Source organism: Alteromonas sp. KUL150 (genome assembly GCF_009811475.1).
Lineage (GTDB): Bacteria > Pseudomonadota > Gammaproteobacteria > Enterobacterales > Alteromonadaceae > Alteromonas > Alteromonas gracilis.
Genome location: NZ_BLIJ01000060.1, coordinates 57,206 through 73,606, shown reverse-complemented (window position 1 = coordinate 73,606; position 16,401 = coordinate 57,206). Strand labels below are relative to the sequence as shown.

Below are 16,401 nucleotides of genomic sequence, written 5' to 3'. Positions count from 1 at the left end.
ACTACTCCTATTCGCTACGCTGGCCAGTGTGTCGTGTTCGACATATCCATATCGGTATGCTGAACATCTGGGCCCATGACAATGCGACTGCCTTTTTGAATGAATACCGCCACATCATTAAGTGTAAGTATCTCTTCCTTATATTGTTCTCCTTGCACGACTTCATCGGTACCCAAACGCACCCATTCACCTTTTGGCAAGTAGTACTTAATTTTTCCGCCAGGCACAACACAAGGTACGACAAGTAAATCATCACCGCACATAAATTGTTGTTCAAAACTGTGAGAAAGCGGCTGGTCAGGAAAGGCTAACGCCATAGCTCGCTGAACCGGCAGGCCCGTAAGAGATGCTTTTTCTGCGGTTTCTTTAAGGTATGGAATAAGCTTGTATCTTAGTTTCAGCGCTTCAAACACTGCATCTGAAGCTTCATCGCCGTAAGACCAGGGTTCACGAGGGCCAATACCGTGCAATCTCATGTGAGCGCTAAATACCGACGCTTGTGCCCATCTGACATATAGCTCTGCATCTCGGGTGTCTTTGTAAAACCCGCCTATATCGGTAGCGAAAAAAGGTCCGCCTGACATTCCCCAGGACAAGCTGCCACGGATACTTGCTGCGAGCCCGTGCCAATCAGCTTGTGGATCGCCGCCCCACTGTGAAGGATAACGCTGGCTTCCCGTCCATGCTGAACGGCTAAATAAGAACGGGCCAGTTTTGCAGTAAGCCTCGGCCGCCTCATAGACACAGCGGTTGTAGAGCATACTGTAAACGTTGTGCAGACGATTGCCAGAATCACCGCTATAAGACAGCATATTGTCGTCTTCTAGCTGCTCGCCAAAGTCGGCCTTGATCATGTCTACGCCAAGGTCAAAAAGAGGTTTATGCGAGGTTTTCCAAAACTCGTAAGCTTCTGGATTGGTAAAGTCTAAAATACCTGAGTCTGGTAGCGGTGTAAGCACTTCACCAAATGGACTCAAATCCCATTCATAGCGATACGCTTCGCCAGTGCGTTTATCTTTTATGAGCCAGCCTTTTTCTGCAGCTTTTTTATAGAGTGGGTTTTTCACTGAAATCATGGGGTATTCCCATACGCAGATTTTGAAACCTAGGGCTTTAAGCTCATCAATAACCGGCTGTGGATCTTCGTAGCGCTTAGGGTCCCACTCAAAAGCAAAGCGGGTATCAGTGTCTTGCCATGCGCGGCCATCGAGTGTTATTACATCGCAAGGCATGTTCTTTTCGCGCACCTCTCGGGCAACGGCGAGTAGTTCATCAGCATCTTTATAATATGCTTTAGAAAGAATGACGCCCAAACTCCACGTAGGCGGCGTTGGCGCAAAGCCTGTTAATTCGCTGTAGGTTTGAAGGTTTTTAGCTGGTGAGTCTTGATGGAACAAGAATATGTCGAGTACTTCATCTTCAACCAAGCACACATACGCTCGCTGTGACCAGAGCGCATATCCCACACCATGAGTAACAGGAGCTGGCGTGTGTACAAAAAGGTTCCAACCTTGTGGGCTCCATGCGTAAGGCGTATTTTTGTATGACTTCTCTGCGTTTACGCCCAAAGCATCATGATTGTACGAGCGAATAAGTTGGCCGCGTTTATCAAGCTTGCCCCATTTCTCGCCAAGTCCATAAACGGCTTCGTCGTAGCTTAGCTCTAAACTTACTAACCAACCCTTGTCAGTTTTAGCAAACGGCGGTAAGCGATGCTGTCGCACAAAGTGGCCGTCAGTGGCGCTTTGCTGAACTAAAACGTCATTTTTATATAGTTTGAAATGAAGAGGAGCGGCAAAAATTTCTAATCGATAGTCACCTGCTGCCAGAGTACTGTGAGACTTGTCACCGGAAAGTACCAATGTTTGTCTATCGGGTGCTTGTGTAAGCATTCCAAAGTCATCAGTTATGTTGGCATCACTTTGAATACGTAAACCAAACTGGCTGATACTTAGGCTCAACTCGCCGTGTTGCGTAGGGACGATAAGTGTTTTATCGTCAGACAAAAAGGGCTGCTCAGTAATGTCAGCGGCTTTAATCTCGTTCCAATCTGGCTCAGTTACACAAAAAGCGTTACTCATTTTTACATTACTCTTGATGTCTTATATAAGACATAAGTTAATGAAATGTAACTTTGGTGTCAATCTGCAATTAGTAAATTATGAAGATTTAGATTCGGGGTGGCTTCGCTGTGATGCGTTTGTAGCTTATTAAGTTCTGTTCCTTATCACTGAAGTTTGGGTTAAAAGGGCTTAAAAGCTTATGTTTTTCACAATTAGCGTAAAGCCACTTAGCGCGAGCATGGTTAACGCCAGTAATCTCACTGAAGATGCTGACACTCGCGCAGCCAGCACGCGGCCTACTCGTGTAAATATAAGAATGACTGGCACTGCGAGTAGTGCAGAAATCACAACGTCTATCGAGGGGAGTGTGCCGAAAGGTACTATGGCAAGACGTATCAATGCGGTTACGCTAAATACGGCCAACAATGTAGTGCGTATTTCATTTATCGGCCATGTTTGACGATAACACTGAAACACCACAGGAGGGCCAAAGGTCGAGAAAAGGCCGCCGAGCAGCCCTCCTAAGGCGCCCGCAATAGAAAAACCATAAGCGCGGCCTGATGGTTGTACTTGTTTTCTCTTTATTAAAAGTAGGCCGCAGCAGCTTAAAATAGCGAAGCCCAGTAACAGGTTTAACCACGTAGCCATACCTATCGATAAGTATTCTAGTAGCGCATAACCAATCGCCATAAAAGGAATGCCGCTAATAAGTATTATTTTAAATGCACGCGAATTAATTTGGTTACGATTTTTGGCAACTAAGCTAACCGAATTAAAAAGGCTTAAAAAGCTCACCATAAATGTTGTCGCGGTAAGCGGCATGATACCGAATAAGGTAAAGCTAGATACCACCATTAACCCAAAGCCAAACCCGCTTAGGGTTTGCAGGAGCGTCGCAAGACCTAGCAGCGCAAACATGGGCAGCATTGTTTCCAAAAGCATTTACGTTATTCCTATGATGTATGTGATTTAAATCAAAAATGCGCTATAACTCTTGTGTATGATATAAAAACAAAAATTAAGCATTTAGGTTAGAGTTCATGTCTTCATCTCAATTCGATCACAAACTCAGCGGTCCAAGTCTTGCCTTTCAGCCTCTATACCAACAAGTAGCTGAATACATCAAGCAGCTTATAGTTGAGCGTCGATGGCAACCCGGTGAAATGCTGCCTAGTGAGTTCAAACTTGCTGATGAATTCAACGTGAGTCAGGGAACGGTTCGCAAAGCGTTAACACTGCTTACTGACACTAAAATTGTAACCCGCAGGCAAGGCGTTGGTACATTCGTTTCTGAACATACCGCTCAAGATGCATTATTTCGTTTCTTTCCATTGCAAGCCGACGGAAAGGGTGCTGACTTACCTAAAGCAGAGCTAATAAGCAAAGAGCTGGTAGAACCCAATGAAACGGTACAGGGGGCCCTTGCTTTAACGGCGAAGGATAAAACCGTGAAGCTTAAACGCAGGCGCATACTAGAAAACGAATTTTGTATGCTAGAGACTATTTTCCTGCCTTCCAAAATGTTTCTTGATATCGAAAAACGTGAAGACATTCCTCACACGTTGTACCATTTTTATCAGACTGACTATAACCAAACTGTTTTTAAAACCCGTGACAGCATCAAGGCTGTTCTTGCGTCAAAAAGTGATGCGAAAAGCTTGGGTATTGAAAAAGGAACACCATTACTTTTGGTCACCCGCGTTACTGAATCTATTGACGGCAAGTTAATTGAGTATCGCGAAAGTAAGTGCAGAACCGACCATTATCATTATCAAGTTGAACTTGATTAATTTGATACACCCTAAGGAACCTTCAGGCTGAGTCATCTAGACGGTGACTTTGCGCTTTTCGCTTACATTATCTTCTGTTTTGCTTCTTCTATCGCTCATTCTTCACGCTAGAAAGCCGCACCCTAGGTTGCTACTACTCTAAGTTAGCCACGGCCTGAATTAAAAAGCTTACGGCAGGTATCCATCAGGTACCTTGATGCTAGCGCTAATCTTTTTATTTAGCTTGTTAACAGTTTGTTGACATAACAATATCTGTGTAATAACTTATGTCTTATACAAGACCAAAGTTTAAAGCTGAATTTATACAAGAGCATATTGATAAAGTAAAACAAATTAGCTTAATGCAACAAATTCTAAGGTGAATGAAACAATGAACAAGATACCAGAGGTAGGTTTTGGCTTTTGGAAAGTAGATACTGCCATTTGTGCCGAAACAACTTATCAAGCCATCAAAGCGGGCTATCGCCATTTAGATTGCGCAGCAGACTATGGTAATGAAAAAGAAGTGGGCGAAGGTATAAAGCGCGCTATTGATGAAGGTTTATGTAGCAGAGAAGAGTTATGGGTAACATCAAAGCTGTGGAATACCTTTCACGCCCCTGAACATGTTGAGCTGGCGCTTGAAAAAACGCTATCTGATTTACAGCTAGACTACCTAGATTTATACCTAATCCATTTCCCTATCGCGCAAAAATTCGTGCCAATCGAAACACGATACCCGCCTGAATGGTTCTACGAACCAGATGCAGCTGAACCTAAAATGGAGCTTGCTCCTATACCGCTTCACAAAACATGGGAAGCCATGGAGGCTCTAGCGGATAAGGGGAAAATTAAACAAATCGGTGTGTGCAACTACAACACAGGCTTGCTTAACGACCTAATGAGTTACGCGCGTATCAAGCCGGTCATGCTGCAAATTGAATCTCACCCATATCTTACTCAAGAACGTTTAATTCGCTTAGCGAAAGACTATGGTTTAAACGTCACTGCGTTCTCTCCTTTAGGTGCGCTTTCATACCTAGAGCTTGAAATGGCTGATCAGACGGAATCAGTGCTTGAGCAAAGCGTGGTAAAAGCTGCGGCAAAAGCCCACGGTAAAACCCCAGCGCAAATTGTATTGCGTTGGGGTATTCAGCGCGGTAACGCCATTATTCCGAAAACGTCAAAAGTGGAACGTATGAAAGAAAACTTGGCGCTTTTCGATTTCTCACTAAGCGACAGTGAAATGCAGGCAATTTCTGCGTTAAACATGAACCGTCGATTTAACGATCCGGGTCACTTCTGTGAAGCTGCCTTTAATCGTTTTCACCCCATTTACGACTAGGAGTTAACTATGAAAAACGTCAATAACAGCTCTGCAGTAGCGTACGCAAGCGTACCTACACAACACAACTATAACGGCGGCGTATTCCCTGAAATAGTCGTGAACAATGAAAACTGTTCCACCGTAGAGGAAACCGTTGCCTTTGTTAAAGCTAATCAAGCAGAACTTGAAGCAAAGCTTGCTAAATCTGGTGCGCTGCTTTTCAGAGGTTTTCCTCTTGATTCAGCAGAGACCTTTGACGTTTTTTCAGCAGGCTTCGGCTATCCTAACTTTACTTACCAAGAGTCGCTGTCTAACGCGGTGCGTATCAATTATACCGAACGGGTGTTTACCGCAAACGAAGCCCCTAAAGATGTAGAAATTTTTCTTCATCACGAAATGGCGCAAACGCCTATTTCTCCCAGTAAGCTTTTTTTCTTCTGTAAAACCGCAGCGGACGAAGGAGGAGCAACGCCTCTGTGTCGCTCAGATAAATTATTTGAAGCGTTGAAAGCTGAAAACCCAGCACTAGCAAACGATTTCAAAGAGAAGGGGCTGAAGTACACGACCACAATGCCAGCAGCAAATGATGCCAATTCTGGTCAAGGGCGCAGTTGGAAGAGTACGCTGAGCGTTGAGACGGTGGAAGAAGGCGAGGCTAAACTTAAAGAATTAGGTTATAGCTGGGAATGGTTGGAAAATGGCAGCTTAAAAGCTATCACTCCCGTACTGCCTGCGGTCATCGAGTTAGATGACGGCTCTGAAGTGTTTTATAACCAACTTATCGCAGCCTATATGGGCTGGAAAGGCGTTCGCGAGAACCCATCCTCAGCAATAACGTTCGGCGACGGTAGCGCTATCCCAAAAGAGGGGTTAGAACGTGTAGCTGCGCTATCAGAAGACTTTACGTTTGACTTAGAGTGGCAAGACGGTGACGTAGCAATTGTTGATAATTATCGCGCAATGCACGGACGTCGTCCTTACTCTGGTGACCGCAAGCGTGTAGTACTTGTGGCCTTGGTTGCGTCAGAGCGATGATGGCATGAATGACATAGCAAAAAAGTGTAAAAACATTTGGCCTGGGCTGGGTATTGCTACCATAACAGGCATGGCGGCGCTGTTTTTAAGTGAGCACTACAATGCCCCTGCTATGTTGTTCGCATTATTGTTAGGCATGGCGGTATCGTTTCTTTATCAAAACGATACGTCATGCGCTTGCGGTATCGACTTTACTGCAAGTACGCTGCTTCGCGCGGGTGTCGTTTTGCTTGGCTTAAGAATAGCCCTAGGTGATTTAGCGGTATTAGGTTGGCAAACAGCACTCATGCTCGCTGGCGCCATATTCACCACTATTGTATTGGGTGTGGGACTGGCAAAAATTTTAGGACTTCAAAAGCGTTTCGGAGCGCTTACCGGCGGCTCCGTTGCTATTTGCGGTGCCTCTGCAGCCCTTGCGATCTCTACTATTCTTCCGAAAGGTGAAAACCACGAGCGAGATACGTTACTTACCGTTATCGGCGTAACGGCTATGTCTACTATCGCCATGGTGCTTTACCCGCTAATTGCGGGGCAGTTAGGTATGACAGATACCGAAGCTGGCATCTTTCTCGGCGGCACAATTCACGATGTAGCACAGGTAGTAGGTGCAGGTTACTCAGTGTCAGAAAGCGCTGGTGATATGGCGACACTGACCAAATTGGTTCGCGTTGCCATGCTCATGCCGGTGGTATTGATCATGATGCTTGTCATCAAGCGTTTCTATAAAACCAATACCCAAGCAGAGGGCGGTGAAGTACCTAAAATGCCGCTGTTTCTCATCGGGTTTATTGCGTTAATGCTGCTCAATAGTTTTGTAACGTTACCTGAATTTGTGATTGAAGCAGGCACGCAGGTTTCTCGTTTCTTTCTGGTGGTTTCCATTACTGCTATCGGCATGAAATCAAACCTGGGCAAGCTTGCCGAAGTGGGTGTGCTCCCCATTGTCATGATAGTCGTTGAAACCCTATGGATTGCGCTGCTTATTCTTGGTTTTCTTTACGCCATTTAAAGGCAGTTCATCATTTTACAGCTGCACGTTCTGCACATAATGCGTTTGTATCGATAAGGTGGTCTAAGTGAAAAAACACGGTCTTCACGAACTTTATGCTAAAGACCCTGTAAAAGCCGACGAACAGGTTTTTCAGCAAACTAGCAACACGCTGACTCGGCGCGGTTTTATTAAAGGCCTGAAGTCCCTGTCTTTGTTGCTTGGCGCTGAAGTCGTTTATGGCCAATTTATGCCGGCAGGTCTTATTCCTGCTGCATTTGCCCAGTCCGAAACACCATTTTCTATAGAAGGCAAAGACGGCTTAACCATACTCAACGACAGACCACTAAACGCAGAAACCCCCGCACACTTGTTAGATGATGCGGTGACACCCGCCTCGCGTTTTTTCGTGAGAAATAACGGTATTCCCCCGCAAAAGCCAGACGCGAGCGCCTGGACTCTCACCATCGAAGGAGAGTCTGCAGAACGGTCGAAGACCTTTACCCTTGAAGAGCTTAAAGCTCAATTTAAGCACTATACCTATCAGCTAACGCTAGAGTGTGGCGGCAACGGGCGTGCCGAGTTCTCTCCGGCAGCCACAGGTAATCAGTGGACAACGGGGGCGGTAGGCTGTCCAAGATGGACTGGGGTAAGGCTCAAAGACGTACTAGAATCAGTGGGAGTAAAGGATGACGCGGTTTACATTGGCTATTATGGCGACGATCAGCACTTGAGTCGAACGCCGGGAAAGGCGGCTATTTCGCGGGGTGTACCTATTGATAAAGCGATGGAAGATGAGTCGTTAATTGCATGGGCTATGAATGATGAACCGCTTCCCTTAATGAACGGCTATCCGCTTCGACTTGTATTTGGCGGCTGGCCTGCATCAACGTCAGGAAAATGGCTTAAGAAAATAGTTATTCGGGATCGCATTCACGACGGTGCGAAAATGCTAGGAAAGGCCTATCGGGTTCCATGTAAACCTGTTGCGCCTGGCGCTAAAGTCGCCGACGAGGACATGTGTATTATTGAAGCCATGCCGGTTAAGTCGCTAATTACGTTCCCTAAGTCTGGCAGCGACCACCCTCTGGCAAAGAAGCTGGACGTTCGCGGTCATGCCTGGAGTGGCGAGGGCAAAATAGCCAAGGTGTTTACCTCTATTGATTTTGGGCAAACATGGCAGCTGGCTCATTTGAGTGCGCCAGCAAACAGGCATGCGTGGCAGCAATTTCGTGCACAGGTCAATTTTCCTCAACAAGGCTATTATGAGGTGTGGGCGAAAGCACAAGACGAACATGGAAAAGCACAGCCTATGGTGTTGCCTGGCTGGAACCCCAAAGGTTACTTAAATAATGCCTGTCATCGAATTGCTATTCGCGTTGTGTGAAAGTAATGATCCCAGTTTTTGAAAGGGCGAGTGCTGCGTGAATAATCTCAAAAGACAACCGTACATCTCTGGCTTACTTGTTTTTATTGGCTTTATTTTATCTTTTGCCGCACTTCATACTAGCTATGCGAGGGCGGGCGAAAAAGGACAGGTAATCAAGGGGACGTCTATGACTGTTGCCAAACCTGAAATAGACGCCCAATCTGGTTTGGTGAAAGCAGAAGGCTTTAATCTAGTACTCGCCCATTGTAGCGCATGCCACTCTCCTTCTCTTATTACACAAAATGCAATGAGTCGAGAGCGCTGGCTGGGCACTATCCGATGGATGCAGGAGACACAAAAGTTGTGGGCTCTAGGAGAAGCTGAACCTGTCATTCTGGATTATTTATCAACCTGGTACGGACCAAAAAAAAGTGCAAGGCGCCCTCAGCTTTCACCTCACTTATTACCTAAACAATGAACTAGAAAGAATTTAGACGAGTTTTTTCTTAAGCTTCTCAATTTTATACCGATATTTAGATAACAACGCTACTTCAGGCTAATAGGTAAACTGCCTGAAAATCTGTTAATGTAAAATTAATTTCATAAATACACTGGTAATCAAAAAATGTTTGTATCTCGCAGTAAATACGAAGAAAAAGAATCTCAAGTGCGGGCGTTAGAGGCAAGAGTTCAAGATGCGTTAGATAAAATTGAGCGACTCGAAGCTGAAAACAGCCAGCTAATTAATACAATAGAAACTGCGAGTAATCAAAGCTCATCGGTCGCTGACTCTACCGTAGTAAGATGCTTGATAGATGCGCTAAGACAATTAGAGGGTGTGAGAGAGACCGTTCTAAGTTCTTATGAACGAATCAATGCAGAAAGCCAATCTATTGTGAATATCAATGATTTATTCAGCGAATCAGCTTCTACACTGAATAAAATTGTTTCAGATATGAGCGGTCTTAATGTACAGATGGGGAGTATGAGCGAGCGTATTTCTGGCTTATCTACTACTGCTGACAACATCAACAAGTTCGTCACCACCATTACAAGCATTTCCGATCAAACTAACCTCCTTGCACTTAATGCGGCGATTGAGGCTGCGCGAGCGGGAGATGCAGGAAGAGGCTTTAGCGTAGTGGCCGATGAGGTTCGCGCACTAGCGACTGAGACAAACAAATCAGCTACGGAAGTATCTGAGCTGGTCAACGGTATCATCCAGTCGACATCTAAAGCTGTTTCTGGTGTGAATCAGCTTCGCGGTAACAACGAACAGTTAGAGAAAGGCATCAATCAACTCAATGGCAGTTATGAAATCATGGTACAGCACTGCGATAGTATGAAATCTACTATCAGCGAAGGTGCCATGGCTACATTTATACAAACTGTTAAGTTAGACCACGTAGTATGGAAAGCTGATGTCTATTCAGTCTTGTGTGGATATAGCACCAAATCGCTTTCTGAATTTAGCGACCACGTAAGCTGTCGATTAGGGCAATGGTATCGTGAAAATGCGAGTAAACCTATTGGGCAGACTGCTGCTTTTAGAGAGATTGATGCACCACATGCAAAAGTGCATAGCAGCGGCGTAGCTGCTATTCAAGCTAAACAAAATGGCAATGATGATGAATCAGATGCTAAGCTTTTAGAAATGGAACAAGCAAGCGAAAGGGTAATGACGCTACTTGATAGGCTACTTGGTTAGCCTATTCAAACTGGTATCAGTTTGATAGGTCAACAAAAATTCTTCGTTAGCAAACACAGCGTTGGGCTTCTCATTGAGTGAATCATCAAAATCCACTGAACAAGAGCGCATTTTAGCGTTAGAAGCCCGCGTTAATTCCCTAGAGCGTCAGTTAAAACGCCAGAAATCGGCGCGAAAAAACGCCGAGTCATTCCTCGAAACCTACTCCCAAGATGCGTATCTCGCGAACCAAGCGTTAAGAAAAGCCCTTAACGACTCAAAGAAGCGGGAACGTGAACTGCTTTATCTTAATCATACCGCGTCCGAACTTACTCAGGCAAAATCTTCGAAAAGTCTCATAATTTCAGCCCTAGAGTCTGCGGTAGAATTTAGCGGTGCATATTGTGGTAAAGCTTTCTCGGTTAAAAATGGAAGATTATGCCTAGGCGATGACGACCGTGTTTTGGTAGATGGACAAGGTTGGATAACGTCTCATGCTTTAGCGGAATTAATGTTAAAAGAGACGCCACTAGATTTAAGGGAAAGCTATTCTCATTGGTGTGTGAGTGTCGTAACGCGGCCAGATACAAATCAAGAAGCTCGCTTGCTACATTTTATGCATGAAATGTCAGAAGGCCAATATACGTGGTTGGTACTACTCACCAAGGATGATCATCTCGAAGAAGAGACACTGTATGTGTTAGACACAACAAAGCACTATTTAAATATCACCTCTCGATATCAAAATAAAAAGAGTGAGCTGAGTATTAGGCAAAACGAATTAAGTCGCATTAAAAAAGACCGCGATTTTTTAGAAGAAAGGCTTGTTAGTGCAGATAAAATGGCGATGCTTGGTCAACTTGCTGCCGGTATTGCTCATGAAATTAACAACCCCATTGGCTATGTGCGCAGTAACACTGTAGTGGCTAAAGATATTTTTAACGAATATCAACGTGCGCTAGACGAAATTGGCGGCCTATGTAAAGTTGCGGGTGGTGAAGTAGAAGAAAAGTTCTTACAGCTTGAGAAACGATTTGCTTTACGTGAAAGCGCCTCAGAAATCACCGAAATGTTTGATGAATCTCAAGAAGGAATAGAGCGAATAATAGACATAGTCAAAGCTCTGCGCAGCTTTTCCTATCCTAGTGGTGGTAAGTATTCTGAAATTAGTGCCATCGAAGCAATGAACACGGCTATCAAGCTAACTAATAACCTGCATAAATATCGTAATAATGTTGTGTTCGACGCGCCAGAAGAAGATGTTTACTTCAATGGAAATTCAGGTCAAATACAACAAGTGCTGGTTAACCTTTTAACAAATGCTATTCACGCCACGCCGCAAGATAATAAAATAGAATTACGAATAGAAAAGAGTGAATACAATTTGTTCCTTATCATCGATGATGAAGGCGAGGGCATGTCGCAAGAGGTTCAGGACAAAATATTTACGCCCTTTTTTACGACTAAACCTGTGGGCGAGGGAACCGGGTTGGGAATGTCAATTTCAATGACCATTATCGAAGAGCATAATGGCAAGATAGATATCGTTAGTGAAGAGGGCAAAGGTACAAAAGTCACGGTCGTTTTGCCTTTCATCTAAAGTTTAATGTCTTACTCTAAGTTGTTGGTAAAATAAATTTTTTTCTAATTTACTTTCCGCACTAGACAGAAGCGTTTTATGATCTAGTCTTATGAGAAAGCATTGCTTCCAATAAAACGGACCCACGCTTTGCGAATTGGAGACAGTAATAGATGAGAAATAACCAGCCAATTACACAAAAAGAATATAAGTTCCCTACTCACCACCGCCTTATTTCTTCCACGGATAAGCGTGGCGTTATACAGCATTGTAACGATGAATTTATAGAAGCAAGTGGCTTCAACAGAGATGAACTAATTGGCAAAAACCATAACATCATAAGACATCCTGACATGCCTTCAGCGGTGTTTAAGGAAATGTGGCGGACTTTGGAGTCTGGGCAAAGTTGGCTAGGGCTGGTTAAAAACCGACGAAAAAACGGTGATCATTACTGGGTGTCAGCGTTTGTTACGCCTGTTTATCAAGGGCAAGCTATAGTTGGGTATGAGTCTGTTAGAGTGCCAGCATTAAATGAAGAGATTCAGCAAGCTTCCGATATTTATGGCAGGTTACAACAAGGAAAGTCTGCGGTATCACCTGTCTCTCGCTTTGCGGATATGTTTAAGCAGTTACTTCCGTCTTTGGCTATTGGTGCGCTTATAATTGCTGTACTTGGTGTTACCCATGGCTTAGGGGCAGGGGCGATAGCGTTGGTCGGAGCGCTAGCACTAATAACTGTTCAACAGCTACAAAACAAGAAAGAATGGAGTGCAATACTCTCACTTAGCCCAGAAAGCTATACCGATGAAACGGTGGCGCAAACTTACTTTTCCGACCCCACGCATATTGCCAAGGTTAAACTTGCTCTCGGGTGTGAGCTTGCCCGCAATCGCACTGCGCTTACACGAATTAAGGATGCGTCGGCGAGCTTAGACAGAATCGCCAAAACAACTCACGAGCAAGCGGAAGGGACCAGCGCAGCGGTTGTACAGCAGAATCAAGCTACACAACAAATTGCCTCTGCTGTTACGCAAATGAGTCAGGCTATTCAAGAAGTCGCGGAGCGTGTAGAAAGCAATGCTAAAAGCGCCCAGTCTGCCGCAGAAAATGTGGCTACAGGCAATAAAAAAGCAGAGCAGGCGATGCAAGCGATTGTCGAATTGCGTGAAGCGGTTCAGTCTATTTCAAAAACAGTTACAGAGCTGGCGCAATCAACGACTGATATCGGCGAAGCGGCAAATATAATTTCTACAATAGCTGAGCAGACTAACTTGCTTGCGCTCAATGCTGCAATTGAAGCGGCAAGAGCAGGCGAGCAAGGACGAGGTTTTGCTGTCGTTGCTGACGAAGTGCGCACATTAGCCTCAAAGACCCGCGAGTCGACAGATAAAATTCATAATATTATTAGTGAGTTGGCTGAGCGTTCAGAGCGTGCGGTGAGGGTTTCTAATGAAGGGCTTGCGTCTGCCGAAAACGGAAGCGCTATTGTAGAAGAAACACGGGGCGCACTATTTGAAATAAACACCGCCGTTAAAGGTATTGCCGACGCCACAGTTGAAATGTCTTCTGCTGTGGAAGAGCAAAGTACTGTAGCAGAACACATCAATCAACAGCTGGTTGAGGTAGCTGACGGTGCGGCAGAGACCCAGCGCTCATCAGAGGCGTCACTAGTTGCAAGTGACGACTTACGTAAAACGGTGACGCAAGTGAACGAGCTTATTATTCGGTTTAGTTCAAATCGCAGAGTAGGAGAATAAAACCGTTGTCACGATAAGCATTATCAATGCTGACTTAAACCTGCATGTAACCCGCGTTTGTAAGCAGCAATAGCGGGGAAAAGAGACACGAGGTAGGTACAGCTTAATATTAACAAAATGATGATGGCACTGCTTTTACCGAACAATGGGCTACTTAAAAATAGCCCATAGGTGCCGCTAAGCCACGGCTTGAGTACATTCATTAACGCTCCCACTAATCCAATACTTAAAACAGCACTTATCACCGTAAGCAACATAGCTTCAATTTGAACAAGTAAAAGCAACGTAAAGGGTCCTGCACCAATGGTTCTTAAAATCGCTATTTCTTGATAGCGCTCGCGCATTGTTGCCAAAAGCATAGTGGCAAGACCTATTAAGGCGCAAATGACAATCAACCCAGATAAACCTAACAGTAAGGCTTCAATATTCCCCATTATTTGCCACAGTTCGGCCAGCGCCATGCCTGGTAAAATAGCCATTAGCGGCTCTTTTTTACTTTGATTGATTTGGTATTGAAGTTGTAGCGCAGTGATACGGCTTTTAAGCCCTAACATTACGACAGATACCGACTGTGGCGTAAAAGCGTCGCTATCGTAATTAACTTGAGTAAGCTCATCATGCTCATGCTCATGCTCATGCTCATGCTCATGCTCATGCTCATGCTCATCAGAAGTCTTGATATGATTGTCGGCCGGATTCCTCACTAGAGAGGCAGTTACCGGCTGCGAACCTGAGTGTGCTTCTTCCAAGCCTTGCAGCGTGACATATACGGCTTTATCTACAGGTGTGCCTGTTTTTTCTAAAACTCCAGAAACGATAAATGGATGTTTGTCGTGGTTATTAAATGAAACATTACCCAAGCCATGAGAAATGACCATCTCATCGCCAACGCCGTAACCTAATTTTGACGCAATATCAGATCCGATAACAGCAGATAAAGGCTGGTTGAATACACCTCCTTCAGATAAGGCCAAATGCTGCATATCACCATACTTAAAATGCTCAAAAAAGCTGTTAGTTGTGCCAACAACTCTAAATCCTTGATGTGTATCGCCCAATGAAAGTGGGATTAACCAAGAAACTTGGTTATTCGTCTTAAGCGATGCAACGCTTTTATAGTCAATGCCTTTTGTTGGAGTACCAATGTTAAATACAGAAGACAATAGCAAATTGAGCTGCCCACTTGGTGCACCCACAATAAGGTCAACGCCGGAAACGGTGCGGGTAAAACTCGTTTTTACCTGATTGCGCACAATATCTACGCAAAGCAACAAACTAATGCTGATAGTTATACTCAAAATCGTAAGTATCGCAGTTGCTTTCCTACGCTTTAAACTTTCTATTGCGATGGTGCTGAGCATCAGACGCACTCCTGCGAAGAATTAGTAATATCTGTACTTGAAGACGAGGCAGAGTTGCCGAGAGAGCCATTTAGTTGAGAGATACTACAATGATGCTCGAAATAACTTTTCATTGCCTCGTCATGACTTACAAATATCATAGTACTGTCGGCCGCAACGTCTTTTAGCAACGACATAAAGCTGTCCCTTGCGTCAGTGTCTAATGCTGATGTTGGCTCATCGATAATCAGTAATTGTGGGTCGTTAATAAGCGCACGGGCTATTGCTACACGCTGTTGTTGACCAATGCTGAGAGCATCGGCTTTGGCGTGTAGCAAACTATCTGATAACTGAAGCCGGTTCAGCAGTTGATAAGTTGCAGCTGTAACCTCTTTAGTATTTTTGACGCTCCCTTCATTAGCAAAATAGACCGCAGCGTTAATGTTTTGCGCAACAGAAAGATAAGGAATGAGATTGAACTGCTGAAATACTACGCCAATATTGCGCGCTCGAAATGTGTCTCTTTGTCGGTTAGATAACGAAGAGAATGGCTGCTCTAATAACGAAATTTTACCCTTTGATGGTGTTAGCGTGCCGCATAGCAGGTTTAGCAGGGTACTTTTACCACTACCGGAAGGGCCAGAGAGAAATATATGCTCTCCTTTCGAGATCTGCCATTTCTTGATATCGAGTATGGGTTTACTCTTTTTAGAATACGCGAACTGTAAGTTAGTTACTTCAATAGCGGTAGTAAACTCAACTTCTCTGTGTTGAACTCTTTGCTTTTGTTCACTTAAATCCACGTTTCGCTCGACCCGTCTACACGTCAAAAAATTAGAATAAGCAGAGATGAAGCAGCAGTTCATCGCAGCCGTAAATAAGTTACCGCTTTATGGTAATGTTATCAAATAACATCATCATAAGCGGTATTAGCTTTTATTATTCGCTTGTATTAAAGACGTAGTAAATCGGAAAGCTTAAATTTACTAGCCGTTAGCCTGAAGCTTTACCACTTCTGCGCTCTCGTCTTCAAGTACGCTTTCAGCTGTGGCGCCTTTGAATATCTTGCTAATTTTATCTTTGTTTTTCGACAGCATAATTGTCAACTCTTCTACGACGCTGTCTTCTAGTTTAATGCCTTTAGCGTAAATATAGCTTGCTAAGTTGTCTGCTGCATCAAGCATTTTATCGTACTGATCGGCTTCTTTTTTGTCGGTAGTTACCAATTTTTCTACCCCTTTGTGCGTAACAACATACTGTGTGGTAATGGCCATGGTAGGTCCCCTATTTATTTAAGACGTAAAAACTGTACAGCATGTTACTGTATAAATAAACAGTAACTGGTAAAATATTTTGCTTAATAATGTTGATAGACTCAAGTATTATACTTTAGTCAAAATAGATTAATTTTTTTGATTACAAGACTACCTTCGTTGGTTCAATCAGTATGGCATTTATTAGTGCCATTGGCTCAAAGGCTCAAACAG

Annotated in this window: 14 protein-coding genes; 9 read left to right on the top strand and 5 right to left on the bottom strand. The window is 44.2% G+C overall.

Annotated features, from left to right (window positions below):
• Window positions 1-14 precede the first annotated feature (14 nt).
• Window positions 15-2,081 carry a glycoside hydrolase family 31 protein gene (locus GVO62_RS14125; protein ID WP_159119765.1) on the bottom strand — a complete coding sequence of 689 codons (2,067 nt, stop codon included), beginning with the start codon at window positions 2,079-2,081 and terminating at the stop codon, window positions 15-17.
• A gap of 171 nt (window positions 2,082-2,252) precedes the next feature.
• Window positions 2,253-3,005 carry a sulfite exporter TauE/SafE family protein gene (locus GVO62_RS14120; protein ID WP_159119764.1) on the bottom strand — a complete coding sequence of 251 codons (753 nt, stop codon included), beginning with the start codon at window positions 3,003-3,005 and terminating at the stop codon, window positions 2,253-2,255.
• A gap of 98 nt (window positions 3,006-3,103) precedes the next feature.
• Between GVO62_RS14120 and GVO62_RS14115 the strand changes: the two genes are divergently transcribed.
• The 9 genes from GVO62_RS14115 (at window position 3,104) to GVO62_RS14075 (ending at window position 13,574) form a co-directional block, all read left to right on the top strand.
• The gene (locus GVO62_RS14115) at window positions 3,104-3,853 is read left to right on the top strand and encodes a GntR family transcriptional regulator (protein ID WP_105932620.1); all 750 of its coding nucleotides are present in this window, start codon (window positions 3,104-3,106) and stop codon (window positions 3,851-3,853) included.
• Between the two features lie 370 nt (window positions 3,854-4,223).
• Entirely contained in the window at window positions 4,224-5,177 is a 954-nt protein-coding gene (locus GVO62_RS14110; RefSeq protein WP_159119763.1) for an aldo/keto reductase, read from the top strand.
• Window positions 5,178-5,186: 9 nt separating this feature from the next.
• On the top strand, window positions 5,187-6,194 hold the full coding sequence (locus tag GVO62_RS14105) for a TauD/TfdA family dioxygenase (protein WP_159119762.1): 1,008 nt from the start codon (window positions 5,187-5,189) through the stop codon (window positions 6,192-6,194).
• Window positions 6,195-6,198: 4 nt separating this feature from the next.
• Window positions 6,199-7,203: a YeiH family protein gene (locus GVO62_RS14100; RefSeq protein ID WP_159119761.1), complete on the top strand. Its 1,005-nt coding sequence runs from the start codon at window positions 6,199-6,201 to the stop codon at window positions 7,201-7,203.
• Window positions 7,204-7,270: 67 nt separating this feature from the next.
• The gene (locus tag GVO62_RS14095; protein ID WP_201282661.1) at window positions 7,271-8,569 is read left to right on the top strand and encodes a sulfite oxidase; all 1,299 of its coding nucleotides are present in this window, start codon (window positions 7,271-7,273) and stop codon (window positions 8,567-8,569) included.
• Window positions 8,570-8,738: 169 nt separating this feature from the next.
• Window positions 8,739-9,029: a hypothetical protein gene (locus GVO62_RS14090; RefSeq protein ID WP_236547171.1), complete on the top strand. Its 291-nt coding sequence runs from the start codon at window positions 8,739-8,741 to the stop codon at window positions 9,027-9,029.
• Between the two features lie 147 nt (window positions 9,030-9,176).
• The gene (locus GVO62_RS14085; RefSeq protein ID WP_159119760.1) at window positions 9,177-10,259 is read left to right on the top strand and encodes a methyl-accepting chemotaxis protein; all 1,083 of its coding nucleotides are present in this window, start codon (window positions 9,177-9,179) and stop codon (window positions 10,257-10,259) included.
• Between the two features lie 73 nt (window positions 10,260-10,332).
• Window positions 10,333-11,838: a sensor histidine kinase gene (locus GVO62_RS14080; RefSeq protein WP_159119759.1), complete on the top strand. Its 1,506-nt coding sequence runs from the start codon at window positions 10,333-10,335 to the stop codon at window positions 11,836-11,838.
• Window positions 11,839-11,990: 152 nt separating this feature from the next.
• Complete coding sequence (locus tag GVO62_RS14075; RefSeq protein ID WP_159119758.1) at window positions 11,991-13,574, top strand: methyl-accepting chemotaxis protein; 1,584 nt, start codon at window positions 11,991-11,993, stop codon at window positions 13,572-13,574.
• Window positions 13,575-13,597: 23 nt separating this feature from the next.
• Here GVO62_RS14075 and GVO62_RS14070 read toward each other — a convergent pair whose 3' ends face one another.
• The 3 genes from GVO62_RS14070 to GVO62_RS14060 all read right to left on the bottom strand — a co-directional run bounded on the left by GVO62_RS14070 (window position 13,598) and on the right by GVO62_RS14060 (window position 16,188).
• The gene (locus GVO62_RS14070; RefSeq protein ID WP_159119757.1) at window positions 13,598-14,935 is read right to left on the bottom strand and encodes an ABC transporter permease; all 1,338 of its coding nucleotides are present in this window, start codon (window positions 14,933-14,935) and stop codon (window positions 13,598-13,600) included.
• Window positions 14,935-15,717 carry an ABC transporter ATP-binding protein gene (locus tag GVO62_RS14065; protein ID WP_236547160.1) on the bottom strand — a complete coding sequence of 261 codons (783 nt, stop codon included), beginning with the start codon at window positions 15,715-15,717 and terminating at the stop codon, window positions 14,935-14,937. The genes GVO62_RS14070 and GVO62_RS14065 overlap by 1 nt, the downstream gene beginning before the upstream one ends.
• Window positions 15,718-15,900: 183 nt before the next feature.
• Window positions 15,901-16,188 carry a YebG family protein gene (locus GVO62_RS14060; protein WP_159119755.1) on the bottom strand — a complete coding sequence of 96 codons (288 nt, stop codon included), beginning with the start codon at window positions 16,186-16,188 and terminating at the stop codon, window positions 15,901-15,903.
• Window positions 16,189-16,401 lie beyond the last annotated feature (213 nt).

What these genes read in the sequence shown, in the direction of transcription:
- GVO62_RS14085 (WP_159119760.1), top strand. Translation starts at nt 9,177, where the DNA reads ATGTTTGTATCTCGCAGTAAATACGAAGAAAAAGAATCTCAAGTGCGG.
- GVO62_RS14110 (WP_159119763.1), top strand. Translation starts at nt 4,224, where the DNA reads ATGAACAAGATACCAGAGGTAGGTTTTGGCTTTTGGAAAGTAGATACT.
- GVO62_RS14120 (WP_159119764.1), bottom strand. Translation starts at nt 3,005, where the DNA reads ATGCTTTTGGAAACAATGCTGCCCATGTTTGCGCTGCTAGGTCTTGCG.
- GVO62_RS14105 (WP_159119762.1), top strand. Translation starts at nt 5,187, where the DNA reads ATGAAAAACGTCAATAACAGCTCTGCAGTAGCGTACGCAAGCGTACCT.
- GVO62_RS14090 (WP_236547171.1), top strand. Translation starts at nt 8,739, where the DNA reads ATGACTGTTGCCAAACCTGAAATAGACGCCCAATCTGGTTTGGTGAAA.
- GVO62_RS14060 (WP_159119755.1), bottom strand. Translation starts at nt 16,188, where the DNA reads ATGGCCATTACCACACAGTATGTTGTTACGCACAAAGGGGTAGAAAAA.
- GVO62_RS14125 (WP_159119765.1), bottom strand. Translation starts at nt 2,081, where the DNA reads ATGAGTAACGCTTTTTGTGTAACTGAGCCAGATTGGAACGAGATTAAA.
- GVO62_RS14070 (WP_159119757.1), bottom strand. Translation starts at nt 14,935, where the DNA reads ATGCTCAGCACCATCGCAATAGAAAGTTTAAAGCGTAGGAAAGCAACT.
- GVO62_RS14075 (WP_159119758.1), top strand. Translation starts at nt 11,991, where the DNA reads ATGAGAAATAACCAGCCAATTACACAAAAAGAATATAAGTTCCCTACT.
- GVO62_RS14115 (WP_105932620.1), top strand. Translation starts at nt 3,104, where the DNA reads ATGTCTTCATCTCAATTCGATCACAAACTCAGCGGTCCAAGTCTTGCC.
- GVO62_RS14100 (WP_159119761.1), top strand. Translation starts at nt 6,199, where the DNA reads ATGAATGACATAGCAAAAAAGTGTAAAAACATTTGGCCTGGGCTGGGT.